Annotated in this window: 13 protein-coding genes and 1 pseudogene; 6 read left to right on the top strand and 8 right to left on the bottom strand. The window is 61.8% G+C overall.

The features are described 5' to 3' along the window. Positions 1-2: 2 nt before the first annotated feature. The 3 genes and pseudogenes from ybeY to miaB all read right to left on the bottom strand — a co-directional run. Positions 3-467 carry an rRNA maturation RNase YbeY gene (ybeY, locus tag G5315_RS03700; RefSeq protein WP_058058877.1) on the bottom strand — a complete coding sequence of 155 codons (465 nt, stop codon included), beginning with the start codon at positions 465-467 and terminating at the stop codon, positions 3-5. Next, positions 464-1,513, bottom strand: a complete 1,050-nt coding sequence (locus G5315_RS03695) for a PhoH family protein (protein WP_005362369.1) — start codon at positions 1,511-1,513, stop codon at positions 464-466. Before G5315_RS03695 ends, ybeY begins: the two co-directional genes overlap by 4 nt. A 138-nt stretch (positions 1,514-1,651) precedes the next feature. Beyond that, positions 1,652-3,079 (bottom strand): annotated as a pseudogene (gene miaB, locus G5315_RS03690) (tRNA (N6-isopentenyl adenosine(37)-C2)-methylthiotransferase MiaB); the annotation flags it as partial. Between the two features lie 265 nt (positions 3,080-3,344). Here miaB and G5315_RS03685 point away from each other — a divergent pair. From G5315_RS03685 to G5315_RS03675, 3 genes are all read left to right on the top strand, one after another. Further along, entirely contained in the window at positions 3,345-4,508 is a 1,164-nt protein-coding gene (locus tag G5315_RS03685; RefSeq protein ID WP_421332478.1) for an FAD-dependent oxidoreductase, read from the top strand. A 49-nt stretch (positions 4,509-4,557) separates the two neighbouring features. Further along, complete coding sequence (locus G5315_RS03680; protein WP_421332477.1) at positions 4,558-5,124, top strand: cysteine hydrolase family protein; 567 nt, start codon at positions 4,558-4,560, stop codon at positions 5,122-5,124. Positions 5,125-5,259: 135 nt separating this feature from the next. Continuing rightward, the gene (locus G5315_RS03675) at positions 5,260-5,943 is read left to right on the top strand and encodes a cold shock domain-containing protein (protein WP_421332554.1); all 684 of its coding nucleotides are present in this window, start codon (positions 5,260-5,262) and stop codon (positions 5,941-5,943) included. 90 nt (positions 5,944-6,033) lie between these two features. Here G5315_RS03675 and G5315_RS03670 read toward each other — a convergent pair whose 3' ends face one another. After that, complete coding sequence (locus tag G5315_RS03670) at positions 6,034-6,942, bottom strand: LysR family transcriptional regulator (protein ID WP_421258043.1); 909 nt, start codon at positions 6,940-6,942, stop codon at positions 6,034-6,036. A gap of 116 nt (positions 6,943-7,058) precedes the next feature. On the opposite strand from G5315_RS03670, the gene G5315_RS03665 reads away from it, so the two are divergent. Together G5315_RS03665 and G5315_RS03660 are read left to right on the top strand one after the other, a co-directional pair. Then, entirely contained in the window at positions 7,059-7,304 is a 246-nt protein-coding gene (locus G5315_RS03665; protein ID WP_088868650.1) for a hypothetical protein, read from the top strand. A gap of 20 nt (positions 7,305-7,324) precedes the next feature. Continuing rightward, a complete protein-coding gene (locus G5315_RS03660; protein ID WP_266134337.1) occupies positions 7,325-7,993 on the top strand; it encodes an HAD-IA family hydrolase in 669 nt (222 codons plus the stop codon). Between the two features lie 209 nt (positions 7,994-8,202). Here G5315_RS03660 and dcuC read toward each other — a convergent pair whose 3' ends face one another. From dcuC to G5315_RS03645, 3 genes are read right to left on the bottom strand one after another with little or no spacing between them, the layout of a single operon-like run. Further along, positions 8,203-9,564, bottom strand: a complete 1,362-nt coding sequence (gene dcuC / locus G5315_RS03655) for a C4-dicarboxylate transporter DcuC (RefSeq protein WP_421332475.1) — start codon at positions 9,562-9,564, stop codon at positions 8,203-8,205. A gap of 54 nt (positions 9,565-9,618) precedes the next feature. After that, positions 9,619-10,536 (bottom strand): ribonucleoside hydrolase RihC, encoded by a 918-nt coding sequence (gene rihC / locus G5315_RS03650; protein ID WP_421332473.1) that lies wholly within the window; start codon positions 10,534-10,536, stop codon positions 9,619-9,621. A gap of 16 nt (positions 10,537-10,552) precedes the next feature. Next, positions 10,553-12,352: an adenine deaminase gene (locus tag G5315_RS03645; protein ID WP_421332471.1), complete on the bottom strand. Its 1,800-nt coding sequence runs from the start codon at positions 12,350-12,352 to the stop codon at positions 10,553-10,555. Between the two features lie 135 nt (positions 12,353-12,487). Between G5315_RS03645 and G5315_RS03640 the strand changes: the two genes are divergently transcribed. Further along, on the top strand, positions 12,488-13,426 hold the full coding sequence (locus G5315_RS03640) for a LysR family transcriptional regulator (protein WP_216953035.1): 939 nt from the start codon (positions 12,488-12,490) through the stop codon (positions 13,424-13,426). A gap of 178 nt (positions 13,427-13,604) precedes the next feature. On the opposite strand, the gene G5315_RS03635 is transcribed toward G5315_RS03640, so the two are convergent. Next, the gene (locus tag G5315_RS03635) at positions 13,605-14,207 is read right to left on the bottom strand and encodes a nitroreductase family protein (RefSeq protein ID WP_421332469.1); all 603 of its coding nucleotides are present in this window, start codon (positions 14,205-14,207) and stop codon (positions 13,605-13,607) included. Positions 14,208-14,222: the final 15 nt, after the last annotated feature.

The raw sequence follows: 14,222 nt of genomic DNA, 5'->3' as shown, positions 1-14,222 counted from the left end.
CTTTACTCTTCGTCGTTCAGATAAGGATCGGCAAAACCTAGCTCCTGCATGATGTCGCGTTCCAGCTGCTCCATCTCTTCGGCTTCCTCATCCTCGATATGGTCATAACCTAGCAGATGCAGACTGCCGTGCACAACCATGTGGGCCCAGTGGGCCATCAGGGGCTTGCCCTGCTCCTCGGCCTCGCGCTCTACCACCTGACGGCAGATCACCAGATCGCCGAGCAGCGGCAGCTCCAGACCGGGTGGCGCCTCGAACGGGAAGGAGAGCACGTTGGTGGGCTTGTCCTTGCCGCGATAGGTGAGATTGAGCTCGTTGCTCTCCGCCTCATCGACGATACGCACCGTCACTTCTGCCTCCTGCTGGAAGCCGAGAATGGTGCCGTCGAGCCAGCCTTGCAGCTGGGCTTCGGTGGGCAGGCCGTCAGTGCTGGCACTGGCCAGCTGCAGATCCAAGGTTACGCTCATTGCTCACTCTCTTTGCTGGCGTTTGTTTGGCCGGCCACCTTCTCGGCTGCCTGTTTGGCGTCGAACGCCTCATAGGCCTGCACGATGCGGGCCACCACCGGGTGGCGCACCACGTCTTTGGATTCGAAGAAGTTGAACGACAGACCATCGACCCCTGGCAGCACTTCCAGCGCGTGGCGCAGGCCGGATTTGGCGTTGCGCGGCAGATCTACCTGGGTGATGTCACCGGTGACCACAGCCTTGGAGTTGAAGCCGATCCGGGTCAGGAACATCTTCATCTGCTCGGTGGTGGTGTTCTGGGCCTCATCGAGAATGATAAAGGCGTCATTGAGGGTTCTTCCGCGCATATAGGCGAGCGGCGCCACCTCGATGATGTTGCGCTCCATCAGCTTCTCGACCCGCTCAAAGCCCAGCATCTCGAACAGGGCGTCGTAGAGCGGGCGCAGGTAAGGATCCACCTTCTGGGAGAGATCCCCGGGCAGGAAGCCGAGCTTCTCACCCGCTTCCACCGCCGGACGGGTCAGCAGAATGCGGCGAATTTCCTGACGCTCCAGCGCATCCACCGCCGCTGCGACCGCCAGATAGGTCTTGCCGGTACCGGCCGGGCCTATGCCGAAGCAGATATCGTGGCGCACGATATTGGCAATGTACTGGGCCTGATTTGGGCTGCGTGGTTTGATGAGACCGCGCTTGGTCTTGACCGTCACCTCCTTGCCATAGGGGATGCTCGGCGCCGGTTCGTCATCCTGCTCCAGCACCCGCGACTCCTGAATGGCCAGATGGACCATGTCGGGAGTGATATCGGTCACCTTGCCACCCTTGAGGGGCTGGGTTTCCACATAGAGGTGTTTGAGGATGACGGCGGCGGCATCCAGCTGGGCCGGTTTGCCCACCAGCTGGAAGTGGCTGTCACGGTAGCTGATCTCGACGCCGAGGCGGCGCTCCAGCTGCTTGATGTTATCATCGAAGGGGCCGCACAGGCTGGCAAGGCGCTGGTTGTCGGCGGGCTCCAGATGCAGATTCAGGGTCGAGATGTGTCGGCTCAAAATATCCTCGTCTCAAGGCGCTCCCCATCCGCCGGGCGAATGGGGAGGAGGGGATTAATGGGGAGTGAAGGCGGCAACGCCCAGCTCGTCCGGCACGTTATCCGGGCGGTTGGATTTAACCGGGATTTCGCTCTGGGCGGGGGTGAACGCGGCTACTCCGAGTTCGTCCGGTACGTTATCCGGGCGACGGGCCAGGATTTCGCTCGGGGCGGTGGCGATCCGCAGGTTCATCTCGCTCTCGCCGCGGATGAACTTGCCGCGCAGGGAGTTGGGACGCACCTCGGTGATCTCCACGTCGGCAAAGCCGCCGATCAGGGTGTGCTGGCCTTCGAAGTTGACCACCCGGTTGTTCTCGGTGCGGCCACACAACTGCATCGGGTCGAGCTTGGAGGGCCCTTCCACCAGGATGCGCTGGGTGGTGCCCAGCATGGCACGGCCAATCTGCATCGCCTGGTTGTTGATGACGTGCTGCAGGCGGGCCAGACGGGCTTTTTTCACTTCCATATCGACATCGTCGGGCATGTCGGCGGCCGGAGTGCCCGGGCGCGGGCTGAAGATGAAGCTGAAGCTCATGTCGAAACCCACATCCTCGATCAGCTTCATGGTCGCTTCAAAGTCTTCGTCCGTCTCGTTCGGGAAGCCAACGATGAAGTCGGAGCTGATGGTGATGTCGGGACGGGCGGCACGCAGGCGACGGATCTTGGATTTGTACTCCAGGATGGTGTGCGGGCGCTTCATCATGGTCAGAATACGGTCGGAGCCGCTCTGCACCGGCAGGTGCAGGAAGCTGACCACTTCCGGGGTGTCTTTGTAGACTTCGATGATGTCGTCGGTGAATTCGATCGGGTGGCTGGTGGTGTAGCGAATGCGATCGATACCGTCGATAGCGGCCACCAGACGCAGCAACTCGGCGAAGGTGCAGATGCCGTCATCAAAGGTCGGGCCGCGGTAGGCGTTGACGTTCTGGCCGAGCAGGTTCACTTCGCGCACGCCCTGCTGGGCGAGCTGGGCGATTTCGTAGAGCACGTCGTCCAGCGGTCGGCTCACCTCTTCACCGCGGGTGTAGGGCACCACGCAGTAAGTACAGTATTTGGAGCAGCCTTCCATGATGGAGACGAACGCGGTGGCCCCTTCGGCGCGCGGTTCGGGCAGGCTGTCGAATTTTTCGATCTCGGGGAAGGCGATATCAACCTGGGCACCACGGCCCTCTTGCACTTCCTTGATCATGGCGGGCAGGCGATGCAGGGTCTGCGGGCCGAACACGATATCCACATAGGGAGCGCGCTGGCGGATGGCATCGCCCTCCTGAGAGGCAACGCAGCCACCCACGCCGATCACCAGACCGGGCTTGTTGGCCTTGAGCTTTTTCCAGCGTCCCAGCTGGTGGAACACCTTCTCCTGCGCCTTTTCGCGGATGGAGCAGGTATTCAGCAGCAAGACATCTGCCTCTTCGGGCTCTTCGGTAAGGGTGTAGCCATTGCTGGCATCCAACAGGTCGGCCATTTTGGACGAGTCATACTCGTTCATCTGGCAACCCCAGGTTTTAATGTGAAGTTTCTTGCTCATTGCTTCTCTTGACTTGTTTTGAAATCGGCATGGTCAAAGGACCGCGCATTTTACTCCGCAATCTGGATACTGCCTAGCTAATATCCAGCTGGCAATGGTGCTCACCCGATACCTGTTGCCAGCAAGCTCAATAAGCTTTCTCCTTGATTTGACGCAGCAATTCCCTGTTTGTCTCACTGTTTATCAGCCGCCCTTGCGCTATCATGCAGCCATCCGGTTCACGTCCGGGCGCTGTCGCCGGACGCACCCTTTCAGGAATAAATGTATGGAACAGTGTGATATCGCCATCGTCGGCGCCGGCATGGTGGGCGCCGCCACCGCCTGTATGCTGGCGGCTCAGGGTCTCTCGGTGCGGGTCATCGAGACCCAACTGCCGGAGCATTACGCGCCGGAGCAGCCGCTGGATCTGCGGGTCTCCGCCATCAGTCAGGCTTCGGTGGCGCTGCTGGAGCAGGCCGGTGCCTGGCACCATCTGCAGCAGATGCGGCTCTGCCCCTATCGCCGGCTGGAGACCTGGGAGCTGGACGGTTTTGCCACCCGCTTCAATGCCGCCGATCTCGGTCTGCCCCAGCTCGGCTACATCATCGAAAACCGGTTGGTGCAGCTCGCCCTGCTCAAGCGGATGGAGGATTTTCCCACCATCCAGACCCACACCCCGGCGGCGGTGACCAGCCTGCGCCAGAGTGCGGATGAAGCTGTGCTGACTCTGGACGACGGCACCGAGCTGGCCGCGCGCTGGGTGCTGGCCTGCGACGGTGCCGAATCCCACACCCGCAAGCTGGCGGGTATCGGCGTATCGCGCTTCGAGTACCGCCAGCACTGCATGCTGATCAATATCGACACCGACTTTGCGCAGGAAGATATCACCTGGCAGCAGTTCACCCCGAGCGGCCCGCGCGCCTTCCTGCCGCTGCCCGGTCAGCACGGCTCTCTGGTGTGGTATGACAGCCCAGCCCGTATCCGGGCGCTCACTGCCATGAGCAACGAAGGGCTTGCCGCCGAGGTGCGTCGCCACTTCCCGAGTCGGCTCGGCGGGTTCACCGTCACCGGCAAGGGGAGTTTCCCGCTGGTGCGTCGCCACGCCAACGACTATCACGTCGGTCGGGTGGTGCTGCTTGGCGATGCTGCCCACACCATCAACCCGCTGGCGGGGCAGGGGGTCAACCTCGGCTTCAAGGATGTGGCCTGCTGGGCTGATCTGCTGCAAGGAGCTGGCGCCGACTGGCATCAGCTGGCGTTGGCCGAGCGTTACGAGCGACGCCGTCGCCCCGACAACCTGCTGATGCAGTCGGGAATGGATCTCTTCTACGGGGTATTCAGCAACGAGATTGGCCCCCTCAAGCTGGCCCGCAATCTTGCTCTCAATCTGGCGGACAAGGCGGGCCCGCTCAAGGAGATGGCGCTGCGCTATGCACTGGGGCTGGTTTGACAGGTAGAAACCAGGTAATACGGGCTGAATTCGCGAAGGAGCAAAGGTGATGAACAAGGCACTGCTGGTGATCGATTTTATCAACGATATTGCCCATCCCGACGGGCGCATTGCCGCCTCCGCAGCCCACGTGGTGGAGCAGGATGCCATTGCGCATGCCAATCAGGCGCTGGCCCATGCCCGCGCCCACGACTGGCTGGTGGTGCTGATCAAGGTCGGTTTCGACAGCCGTTATCAACTGCAACCCAAGGGTTCCCCCATGTTTGGCAGGGCCCATCAGCTTGGCGCCCTCTCACTTTGTGACAGCGGCACCGATTTTCATGCAGACCTCGATGTACAGCCCGGTGATCTGGTGCTGGCCAAACCCAGAGTGAGCCCCTTCTATGGCACTGCGCTGGAACCCGCCTTGCGGGCCAACCATATCGACCACCTCTATCTGTGCGGCGTAAGTACCAGCTGGGCTATTCAGGCGGCGGCGCGGGATGGCCATGATCGGGACTACGCCATCACCATTCTGGAGGATGCCTGTGCGGCGGCGGATGCCACCGAGCACCACACCTCGCTGCGGATGCTGAGCCGCATTGCCGAGGTCATCAAGGTATCCCAGCTCGACTGACCCTTAGGCAGCAGGCTGAGCTTGCTCACTGTTTTGACATTTATGTCTGCGGCCCTATGTTGGGCCGCAGCGCTTTTGGGCAACATGATTGTCGGGCAATATAGTGCTCACATGGATAACAACAAGGATGGACAGATGCGTTATCAGGGACGGATCGCGAGCTGGAACGAGGCGCGCGGCTTTGGATTTATTACGCCGGAGCAAAATGGCGCCGAGCAGACAATCAATGGATCACGCGGTGCAGGGCTGTTTGTGCATGTTACGGCGCTGCAATCAGATGGCCGGGTGCCCGAGCCGGGGGAGCGTGTCACCTATCTGATCGGCAGTGGTCAGGATGGCAAGCCAAGGGCGTTGCAGGTCTTTTTCCCCGATCGCCCGCTCACGTTGGCGGGTGTTGTGCCGTCGGTCGCACCATCAGCAGCAAGATCAGCCGCATCATCGGCGGCGCCTGCATTTCGGGCGGCAAGTCAGCCGCCAAGACCCACCTCGACCAGAGAGAGAAGTAACCCCTATCGACGTCGCAAGAGCAGCTGGAGTGGTAAATTGCTCCCCCTGTTGCTGCTCGTCGGCCTCTTTTCCATCTATTCCCGCTTCTTTGCCAATTTGCCGCCCGCATCGCCAGTTACTCAAGAGGAGGTTAGTTCCATCTTCAGTACGCCACAGGCAGCGACCTTTACTCGCCAGTGTGATGGTCGGCAGCATTGCTCCCAGATGACCTCCTGTGAGGAGGCAACCTGGTTTTTACAAAACTGCCCTGGTACCAAGATGGATGGGGAAGGAGATGGCATCCCCTGTGAAGATCAGTGGTGTGTTAATTGAAATGCTTTGATTCACAAAGGCCCGATTAATTCATCTCGATTGCTGAGCGCTATCTTCTCCTGGTTCCGTCTGCGGGAGTTTTTGGCTGGGTCAGCGATCGATTGTGGCTGGGTGCGGTGCGGGATGGGGATCGAGGACCAGCTGCACGAAGCGATCGCGGATCGGGTCGGCAAAGGCGGGGTTCCACACCAGACTTATCTCCCACTCGGAACAGGGGCCAAAGAGGGGATAGAGGGTGACGTCCGGGCCCGCGATAAAGCTGACGCTGTGCGGCAGGATGGCATTACCTATGCCTGCCGCAACCAATGCCACCAGAGTCTGAATATCCTCTGCCTCTTGAACCATGCCGGTCAGCCGGTTGGCGCCGAGAAACCCGGCGATCTGCCGGGTTAGGCCGGGACAACGGTAGCCCACCATCTGCAACAGGGGTTGACTAGTCAGTGCCTGCTGGACGTCAAACGATGACGGATCTGGCTGGGTTATCCGGGTTGGCACCGCCAGTACCAGCCGGTCGGTCAGCAGCCGATGCTCCTGCAACAGCGGAGTCTCTGGCCGACGCATAAAACCAAGTTGCAACTGGCCGGAGAGCAGCTGCTCCTGCTGGATCGCGGAGGGCATATCCTGCAGATGGACCATCACGTCCGTGACCTGCTGTTTGAAGCGGGCCACCAGCGCAGGGGCCAGCGCGAAACTCGACAGGCCAAACCCAATCTTGAGCCGACCGGCCACGCCACTCGCCACTGCCAGCGCGTGACGTTCAAACTCCCTGCCGTGTTTGACCAGTGCGCTTGCCTGAGTGAGCAGCTGGGCGCCGAGCGCCGTCAGCTCGGCACCATGGCGGCCCCGCTTGAACAGGGTGCAGCCCAGCGTCTGCTCCAGCCCCTGGATCTGCTTGGTGAGGGCCGGTTGGGTAATGAAGAGGCGATTGGCCGCTTCCCGGTAGTTGGCGGTCTCGGCCAGCGTCACAAACGCCTGCAGTTGCCTCAAGTCGAATTTCATTCCAATTGGTTATCCAAAGTGGCGATTTATTGATTATAAATTATCTAATCGCCTTGTTCTAATGGCTCGGCAAGGGGGGAATCGCCCTCCTCTGAACCGGAATAAGGAGCCATATCATGTCTACCCAACGTTATCTGTTTTTGATCAAGGGCAAGCTGGTGCTGGCTCAGCCGTTGGCGGCCCCGGAGACTGGGGAGCTGCTCGCCAGCCTGTTGCAACAGGGGTTTGTGGTCGGCCCCTTGCAAGTGTGGGCTGGCAGTACCGAGCAGGCGCTCGCCTGTTATGAGCGTGCCGCCCAGCAGCAGGCCTTTGCCGATGCGCTCTCTGGCTCTCTGCCCGAGCTGGCCGGGGTGCCTGTATGAGTGTCTGTATGAGTGCTGGCATGAACACGATCACCCTGTCGGTATCCGCCCTGCTGTTCGATATGGATGGCACCCTGGTCTGCTCGACCGGCGATGTGGAGCAGGTATGGCGGCTCTGGTGTCGTGAACATCTGCGCGATCCCGAGCCGGTGTTGGCGATGTGTCACGGTATGCGTTCGCGCGAGGTGATCCGGTCGCTGGCTCCGCAACTGGATGTGGAGCGAGAGGTCGCGCGGCTTGATGAGTTGGAGATGCTGCATACCGGCGGCGACGCCATCGCAGGAGCTGGCGAGTTGCTGCGCCACCTGCCGCCACAGCATTGGGCCATCGTGACCTCCGCTGGTGAGCGGGTTGCCCGCCATCGCCTGAATTGTGCCGGTTTGCCGCTGCCTAACGTGTTGGTGGGAGCCGAAGCGGTGGTCAATGGCAAACCCGATCCCGAGCCCTATCTGCTGGGCGCTGTACGGCTTGGCGTGCCACCCGCTCGCTGTCTGGTATTTGAGGATGCCCCGGCCGGTATTGAGAGCGCCCTGCGTGCAGGCTGCGCCGTGGTACAGGTGGGGGGCGATGCACCGCTCAACCCTGCGGTGGTGGCGGTGATCCGCGACTGGCGCGAGGTGAGAGTGGTGTCAGGGAAAGGCGAGTCCTTGCTGGTGATGCTGTCGATGCAGGGCGCCAACCAAGAATGACGGCACGAGAGCTCTGGGAGTTGAATTAGGGGGCTGAGCCTGATGGCTGGCGGTCAGTTACTCAGGCGTATGTGGCTCTTGGTCGCAAAAGTTATAGACGATCCCCACCGATTATCTTCCGGGCGTTTACATGCAGTGGGTTCACTTTCAACCGGGGGTAAAAAAACCTCTGCAGGCGACCGGATTGATCGCCTGCAGATGGAGCTGGTTTAGCTGAACAGCAGGTAGGAGAGGGTCATGCAGCAGATGATGCCCGAGATGATGGGCACCGAGGTGCGCTTGATGATCTCGATGGGGTTGCTGCCGGTGATCGAGGCGATGACGATGATCACCGCGGCGACTGGCGACATGGAGCGGATCAGGTTGGCGGTGAGCTGCATCGGCAGGGCCACCGCGACGCTGTTGACCCCGACCTTCTCGGTGATCTCGGGAATGATGTTGATAAAGGAGTAGAAGACCGCCAGACCGCTGCCGCTGATAAAGCCGATCAGCGCCGCCGTACCGGAGAAGAAGAACATAAGGATGGAGCCGACGCCGTCGATGTGTTTCACGCTATCGACCAGGGTATCTATGATGCCGATGGCTTTCAGTCCCTCCACCAACATGCTGGCCGCTACGATGAGCGAGACCACCTGAGCGAGCCCCGTGCCCATGCCGGTGAAGAAGATGGCGAACTCCTTGCTGGTCTCCTTGATATTGCCTTTGCGCAGCAGCTCCACCCCTATGGTGAGCAGCAGGCAGACGAAGGTGATCTCCACCAGCCCGAGGGAGATATGGGTGAAGCAGATGCCGAACAGCAGTACCAGCACCAGTGGCAGTATCGGAAAGAGGCCGTAGTAGGCGGGCGGCAAGCCGGTGGGCACGGCGAGCGACTCCTCTTTTTCCTCCAGTCCGCCGCGCGCCCGCTGCCGCTTGTCCATCGCCTTCTGCCAGAAGTAGTGCACTACTGCCATCAACGCCAGCGTCGGCAGCGAGATGGGCGCGTGGTAGGAGACGATGTACTCCACCAGCGGGATGCCCAGCTTCTGGGCGGCCAGCACGTTATCGGCTCCCAGCGGGCTGGGCATGATGGTGGCTGTGGTGGCAATGACGGCCCCCGCGGTAAGGGAGGACATGTTCGACGCCTTGAGCACCGGATAGAGGGTCGCCATCAGCAACACCGCCAGACTGGCAGCGCTCGGCACCACCAGCGAGAGCAGGTTGCCCAAAAGGAAGATCACCGGCACCAGCAGGTAGGGGGAGCGGATGCGGCTCAAGGGGCGGGTCAGCAGCATGACGGTGACGTCGTTGGCGCCGATGTGGCTCATGTAGCTGGAGAAGCCGAACAACACCATGATGGTGAGCCCGACATTGCCCATCTGGCTGATGAAGATCTGCTTGATCTGGACGAAGGGGTCAAGCCAGTTGAGGCCGCTGCTCTGCGCCGCAGGCAGCAGGGGGTGGCCCAGTCCGACGGCGGCAAACATCAGCAGCAATCCGGCGCCAAACAGCACTATCTTGGCATCGTAGTTTTTGGCGATGAGATAGCCGCAGATGACCAGGATCAGGGTGCTGACAATTATTTCCAGCATGTTTCCAACACTCTCTTCTTGATGTGAATGGGCCAGCGGGCTGGCGGTTCGGGATCAGATGGCGCGGGCAAGGGTCTCCATGCACCAGGCCCTGAATCCGGGCACGTCGATATCGAGGCACACCTCGGCGTTGGGCGGGCGTTTGAGCCGGTTGTTGATATCCACCGAGGTGGTGCCCAGAGTGTGTTCACCCCGGGTCTCGATGGCCACATGGCAGGCCCGGGTGATAAAGAGGTCGGGGCGTACCAGATAGGCGATGGCGCAGAGATCGTGCATCTTGAGCCCGGTGTGCATGCTGCCGCCGCGATAGTGGCCGAACAGGGCGTGGAGCATGGCGCCGGTGCGGTTGAGGGCGGGTAGCGCCGCAATCATCTCGCCGGTCAGGGTGGCCCGGCTGGTGACATCGAGCCCGCACATCACGATGGGCAGGCCGCTGCTGAAGACGATGTGGGCCGCCTCCGGGTCCACGTAGATATTGAACTCGGCATTGGGGGTGTGGTTGCCCCGACCGGCCGAGCCGCCCATCAGCACGATCCGCGCGATCTTCTCCTGGCACTCGGGGTGCAGGGTGAGCAGCAGGGCGATATTGGTCAGCGGCCCGATGGGCACCAGCGTCATGGGTTGTTCGCTGGCGAGCAGAGTGGCCTTCATGGCTTCGACGGCATGCATCGGCAGCGGCTGTTGCCCGGGCTCGGCAAACTCGTAACCATCGAGGCCGGAGTGGCCGTGGATATGGCTGGCATTGTCGAGGGGGCGCACGAGGGGCTGGCTGGCTCCCTGTGCCACCGGCACCTCTTGGCCGAAAAAGTGCAGCAGGCGCAGAGCGTTGCGGGTGGTCTTGCTGACATCGACGTTGCCGGCGACCGTGGTGATGAGCGCCAGCTCGATCCCGGGATGAAACAGGGCGGCGGCGATGGCAACGGCATCGTCGATGCCGGGGTCGGTATCCAGAATAATGGCGACAGGGTTCACGCTGTTCTCCTCGGTGTTAATCGGCTTGGCTGGCATCGTGGGGCCAGCAGCAGATGAAGGGATCGACAATCTCGCGGGTCAGGCCATCGGTGAGGCCGAGATCGGTCAGATGGGGCCCCGCATTGCAGGCAAGACAGGTCCCCTCGATGGCCTTGAAGACCCGGTAGGGGGGCTCCCACTCCACCACCTTGCCGCTCACTTCGCGCAGGGCGTGGAAGCTGGCGGCCAGCTCGCTGGCCGGCAGGTCGGAGAGCATGCCGGCGATGGGCATGGCAACGTGGGCCAGCACCTCACCCTGCTGGACGACCGCCATGCCGCCCCCGCTGGCGATCAGGGTGTTGGCGGCCAGCATCATCTCTTGCGGGTCGCGCCCCAGCACCACCAGATTGTGGGAGTCGTGGGAGTAGCTGGTGGCGATGGCCCCTTGCAGTTCGCCCCACCCCTCCAGCAGCGCCAGCCGGGTGCCCCCCTGATGGCGACCATGGCGGTGTTGCACCGAGATGAGGCTAAATCCCGCTGGCACGATGACTTGACCATCCCGAACCTCAACCTCGGTTTCACTCCACTGGGTGAAGCGAGCCCCCTTGATGGTCTTGAAGCGGGCCCGACCCGCAGCCAGCCCGGGTACCCGGATGATGAACTCCTCCAGCGTGCGCAGGGGGATCTGCATGGTATCGCGCGGCGCCTGACAACCTGCGACAGGCTCGGAGGGTTTGAGAATGGCGCCATGGCGGGCGACCCGCAGGCCGCCGCTGTAGACGTAGATCGGGTTGAGATCGGTGAGGTTGTCGAACACCACCAGATCGGCGCAGCGGCCGGCGGCAACCAGCCCCAGATCGTTGCGCTGCAGCCGGATGGCGGCATTGAGGGTGGCCATCCGCAGCACGTCGGGTACCGCCAGCCCCAGCTCTGCCAGCAGCTTGACCAGCGCAATCATGCCACCCTTCTCCAGCAGCATGTCGGGCGGCACATCGTCGGTACAGAGGGTGATTTGGGAGGAGAGGTGGGGCAGCTGTTTCAGCGCCGCGACGATCTCCGGCAGCAGATAGGGGTGGGAGCCGCGCAGCTGCAGGGTGAGCCCGGCGCGCAATTTTTCCAGCGCATCGGCAGCCGAAGTGAGTTCGTGATCCGAGCTAACCCCGGCGGCCAGATAGGCTTGCAGCCGGTGACCAGTGAGGCCCCGGGCGTGTCCCTCAATCAGGGCATTGCGCTGCAAACCGGCGTGCAGAATGCCGGTCATCCGCTCGCTGCCGCCCAGCACCCCCTGCATGTCCATCACCTCGGCGATCCCCGCCACCTCTGGCCACTCCAGCATGGTGGCCATCTCGGGGCCGTGGAAGTCGGCGCCCGACATCTCGAGACCCGGCGTCGAGGGAACGCTGGAGGGGGCGGCGCAGATGACCCGCAGCGGCAGATTGCGGCTGGCGTCGATGGCATAGCGTACCCCCGCCAGCCCGAGCACATTGGCCAGCTCGTGGGGATCCCAGAAGATGGTGGTGGTGCCCTGCGCGACCACCACATCGGCGTAGCGCTCCGGCGTCAGGTGGGAGCTCTCCATATGGACATGGCTGTCGATAAGACCGGGCGAGAGATAGGCGCCGGCCAGATCGTGGGTCTCGCGTGCCTGCTGGAAGGAGCCGACCGGATGGACGCTGGCAATCAGCGGGCCGACCAGCCCCACGTCGACGGGGCGGATCTCGCCGGTCACCATGTCGATCAGGTTGGCGTTGGTCAGCAGCAGATCGAAGGGGGCTTCGCCGAGGGCAGCCTGCACGGCGCGGCGGCGCAAGTTGAGGGATGCATCTTGTTCACACATGAAGGAGATGGCCTGACAAGGGGAATAATGGGCCCACTTTAGGGAGGGGATTGGTCCGTGCATAGCGCAAAGAATTTATAACTGGATAAGAAAGGGTTATGCTGCTGTAAACGTTTTTCTCCGGTTGTCGATTTCATGTCCGAACCCTGGCGCCGTCTGCCTGCGCTCTCTCTCAAGCAGATCCAGTATTTTGTCACGCTGGCCCAGCTGCGCCACTTCACCGAAACGGCCAATCAGATGGCCATCAGCCAGCCCGCCCTGAGCAGTGCCCTGCGCCAGATTGAATCTGTGCTTGGCGGTAAACTGTTTCACCGTACCGCGCAGGCGGTTACCCTGACCGAACAGGGGGAGGCGATCCTGCCCCACGCCAAAGGGCTGCTCAATGTAGCCCACGCCGCTTTTTCCGATATGCAGCAGGTGATGGTCGAAGGGGGCGATGGCACCCTGCGCATCGGTCTGATCCCGTCGGCCTGCACCCTGATGTTTCCGCTGGCGGCCGCCCGTCTGCAGCAGCAATTTCCGGGCTTGCGGGTCGAGTTTCAGGATCACACCAACGACGGTCTGTTGCAGGCGCTGGCCGAGGGGGCTCTGGATGCGGGAATTGGCGTGCTGGATGGCGAGTTGCCCGACTCGCTGGAGGTGACGCCGCTGCTGGACGATGCGCTGGTGGCGGTGATCAACCAGCAGGATCCGCTGGCAGGGGAAGAGGCCATCAGCTGGCATGAGCTGACCCGCCGCGACATCGCCCTTTTTGCCAGAGGCAACGTCAGCCGGCAGGTCAACGGACTGGCCCAGAGCCAGTTGCCCGGGCTCAAGCCCAGATACACCACAGATTATGTCGAGACGCTTTACGGCTTGGTGCGCTCAGGGTTGGCAGTTGCTATCCTGCCCGGACTCTATGCCGCGAACCTGCGCGATCCCCAGCTGAAAGTCGTGGCGCTGCACGAGCCAGTGCTGAGTCGAACCCTGGCGCTGATGTGGGCGAAAGGACTCTCCCGATCAACTCGCATCGACGAAGGGCGAGCCCTGCTGCGCGCCACCATTATCGAACAGCTAAGTAGTCAGCACGGCTGAGGCTGGCACGAGGTGAAGGTGGAACCTGGAGAGACATCCCTGCTGGTGACGCTGCCCGCCTGAGCTGTGGTGCGAGTGCGTGACGACCGCAGATTGCGGTATGAACCATCGCTATCCAAACTCTTGATGTCGCAATAAAAACGCCCCCGAGATGCGGGGGCGTTTTGCTATCTGGCCGTTATTTGAAAACGCGGAAACGGGTGGCATCGTCGATGAAGGTCTTGTCGCCGGCCGGTTGCTGGATGCTGCCAAAGGGCATCTGGGCACGCAGCAGCCAGCTGGCTGGCAGGTTCCACTCCTTGCGTACCGACTCGTCGATGAGGGGGTTGTAGTGTTGCAGGGAGGCGCCGATCTTCTCCTGGGCCAGGGTGGTCCAGACCGCAAACTGGGCGATGCCGGTGGCATGTTCCGACCAGATGGGGAAGTTGTCTGCATAGAGGGCAAACTTTTGCTGCAGATCCTTGATGACGTCGGTGTCTTCGAAGAACAGCACAGTGCCGAAACCTGCGCGGAAGCTGCCATCCACCTTGGCCTCACTCTGGGCGTAGGCCTCCGGCGGCACGATCTTTTTCAGCTCGGCTTTGACGATATCCCACAGCTTATGGTGCTGGGCGCCAAACAGGATGACGGCGCGGGAGCTCTGGGAATTGAAGGAGGAGGGGCTGTGCCTGATGGCATCCTGGATCAGGGCCGTCAGTTGTTCCGGTGTATGGGACACCTGGCTGCCCAGGGCATAGATGGTACGACGTGCTTTGATCTGTTCGATAAACGGACTGCTCATAACATCTCCTTGTTC

Origin of the sequence: Aeromonas sp. 603607 (assembly GCF_049171595.1) — a bacterium.
Classification (GTDB): Bacteria; Pseudomonadota; Gammaproteobacteria; order Enterobacterales; family Aeromonadaceae; genus Aeromonas; species Aeromonas veronii.
The sequence above is the reverse complement of the archived record's forward strand: the minus strand, read 5'-3'. Positions and strand labels throughout refer to the sequence as shown.

Excerpts from the sequence above, each read along its gene's own strand:
- ybeY (WP_058058877.1), bottom strand. The coding sequence starts at position 467 with ATGAGCGTAACCTTGGATCTGCAGCTGGCCAGTGCCAGCACTGACGGC.
- G5315_RS03685 (WP_421332478.1), top strand. The coding sequence starts at position 3,345 with ATGGAACAGTGTGATATCGCCATCGTCGGCGCCGGCATGGTGGGCGCC.
- G5315_RS03680 (WP_421332477.1), top strand. The coding sequence starts at position 4,558 with ATGAACAAGGCACTGCTGGTGATCGATTTTATCAACGATATTGCCCAT.
- G5315_RS03675 (WP_421332554.1), top strand. The coding sequence starts at position 5,260 with ATGCGTTATCAGGGACGGATCGCGAGCTGGAACGAGGCGCGCGGCTTT.
- G5315_RS03670 (WP_421258043.1), bottom strand. The coding sequence starts at position 6,942 with ATGAAATTCGACTTGAGGCAACTGCAGGCGTTTGTGACGCTGGCCGAG.
- G5315_RS03665 (WP_088868650.1), top strand. The coding sequence starts at position 7,059 with ATGTCTACCCAACGTTATCTGTTTTTGATCAAGGGCAAGCTGGTGCTG.
- G5315_RS03660 (WP_266134337.1), top strand. The coding sequence starts at position 7,325 with ATGAACACGATCACCCTGTCGGTATCCGCCCTGCTGTTCGATATGGAT.
- dcuC (WP_421332475.1), bottom strand. The coding sequence starts at position 9,564 with ATGCTGGAAATAATTGTCAGCACCCTGATCCTGGTCATCTGCGGCTAT.
- G5315_RS03645 (WP_421332471.1), bottom strand. The coding sequence starts at position 12,352 with ATGTGTGAACAAGATGCATCCCTCAACTTGCGCCGCCGCGCCGTGCAG.
- G5315_RS03640 (WP_216953035.1), top strand. The coding sequence starts at position 12,488 with ATGTCCGAACCCTGGCGCCGTCTGCCTGCGCTCTCTCTCAAGCAGATC.
- G5315_RS03635 (WP_421332469.1), bottom strand. The coding sequence starts at position 14,207 with ATGAGCAGTCCGTTTATCGAACAGATCAAAGCACGTCGTACCATCTAT.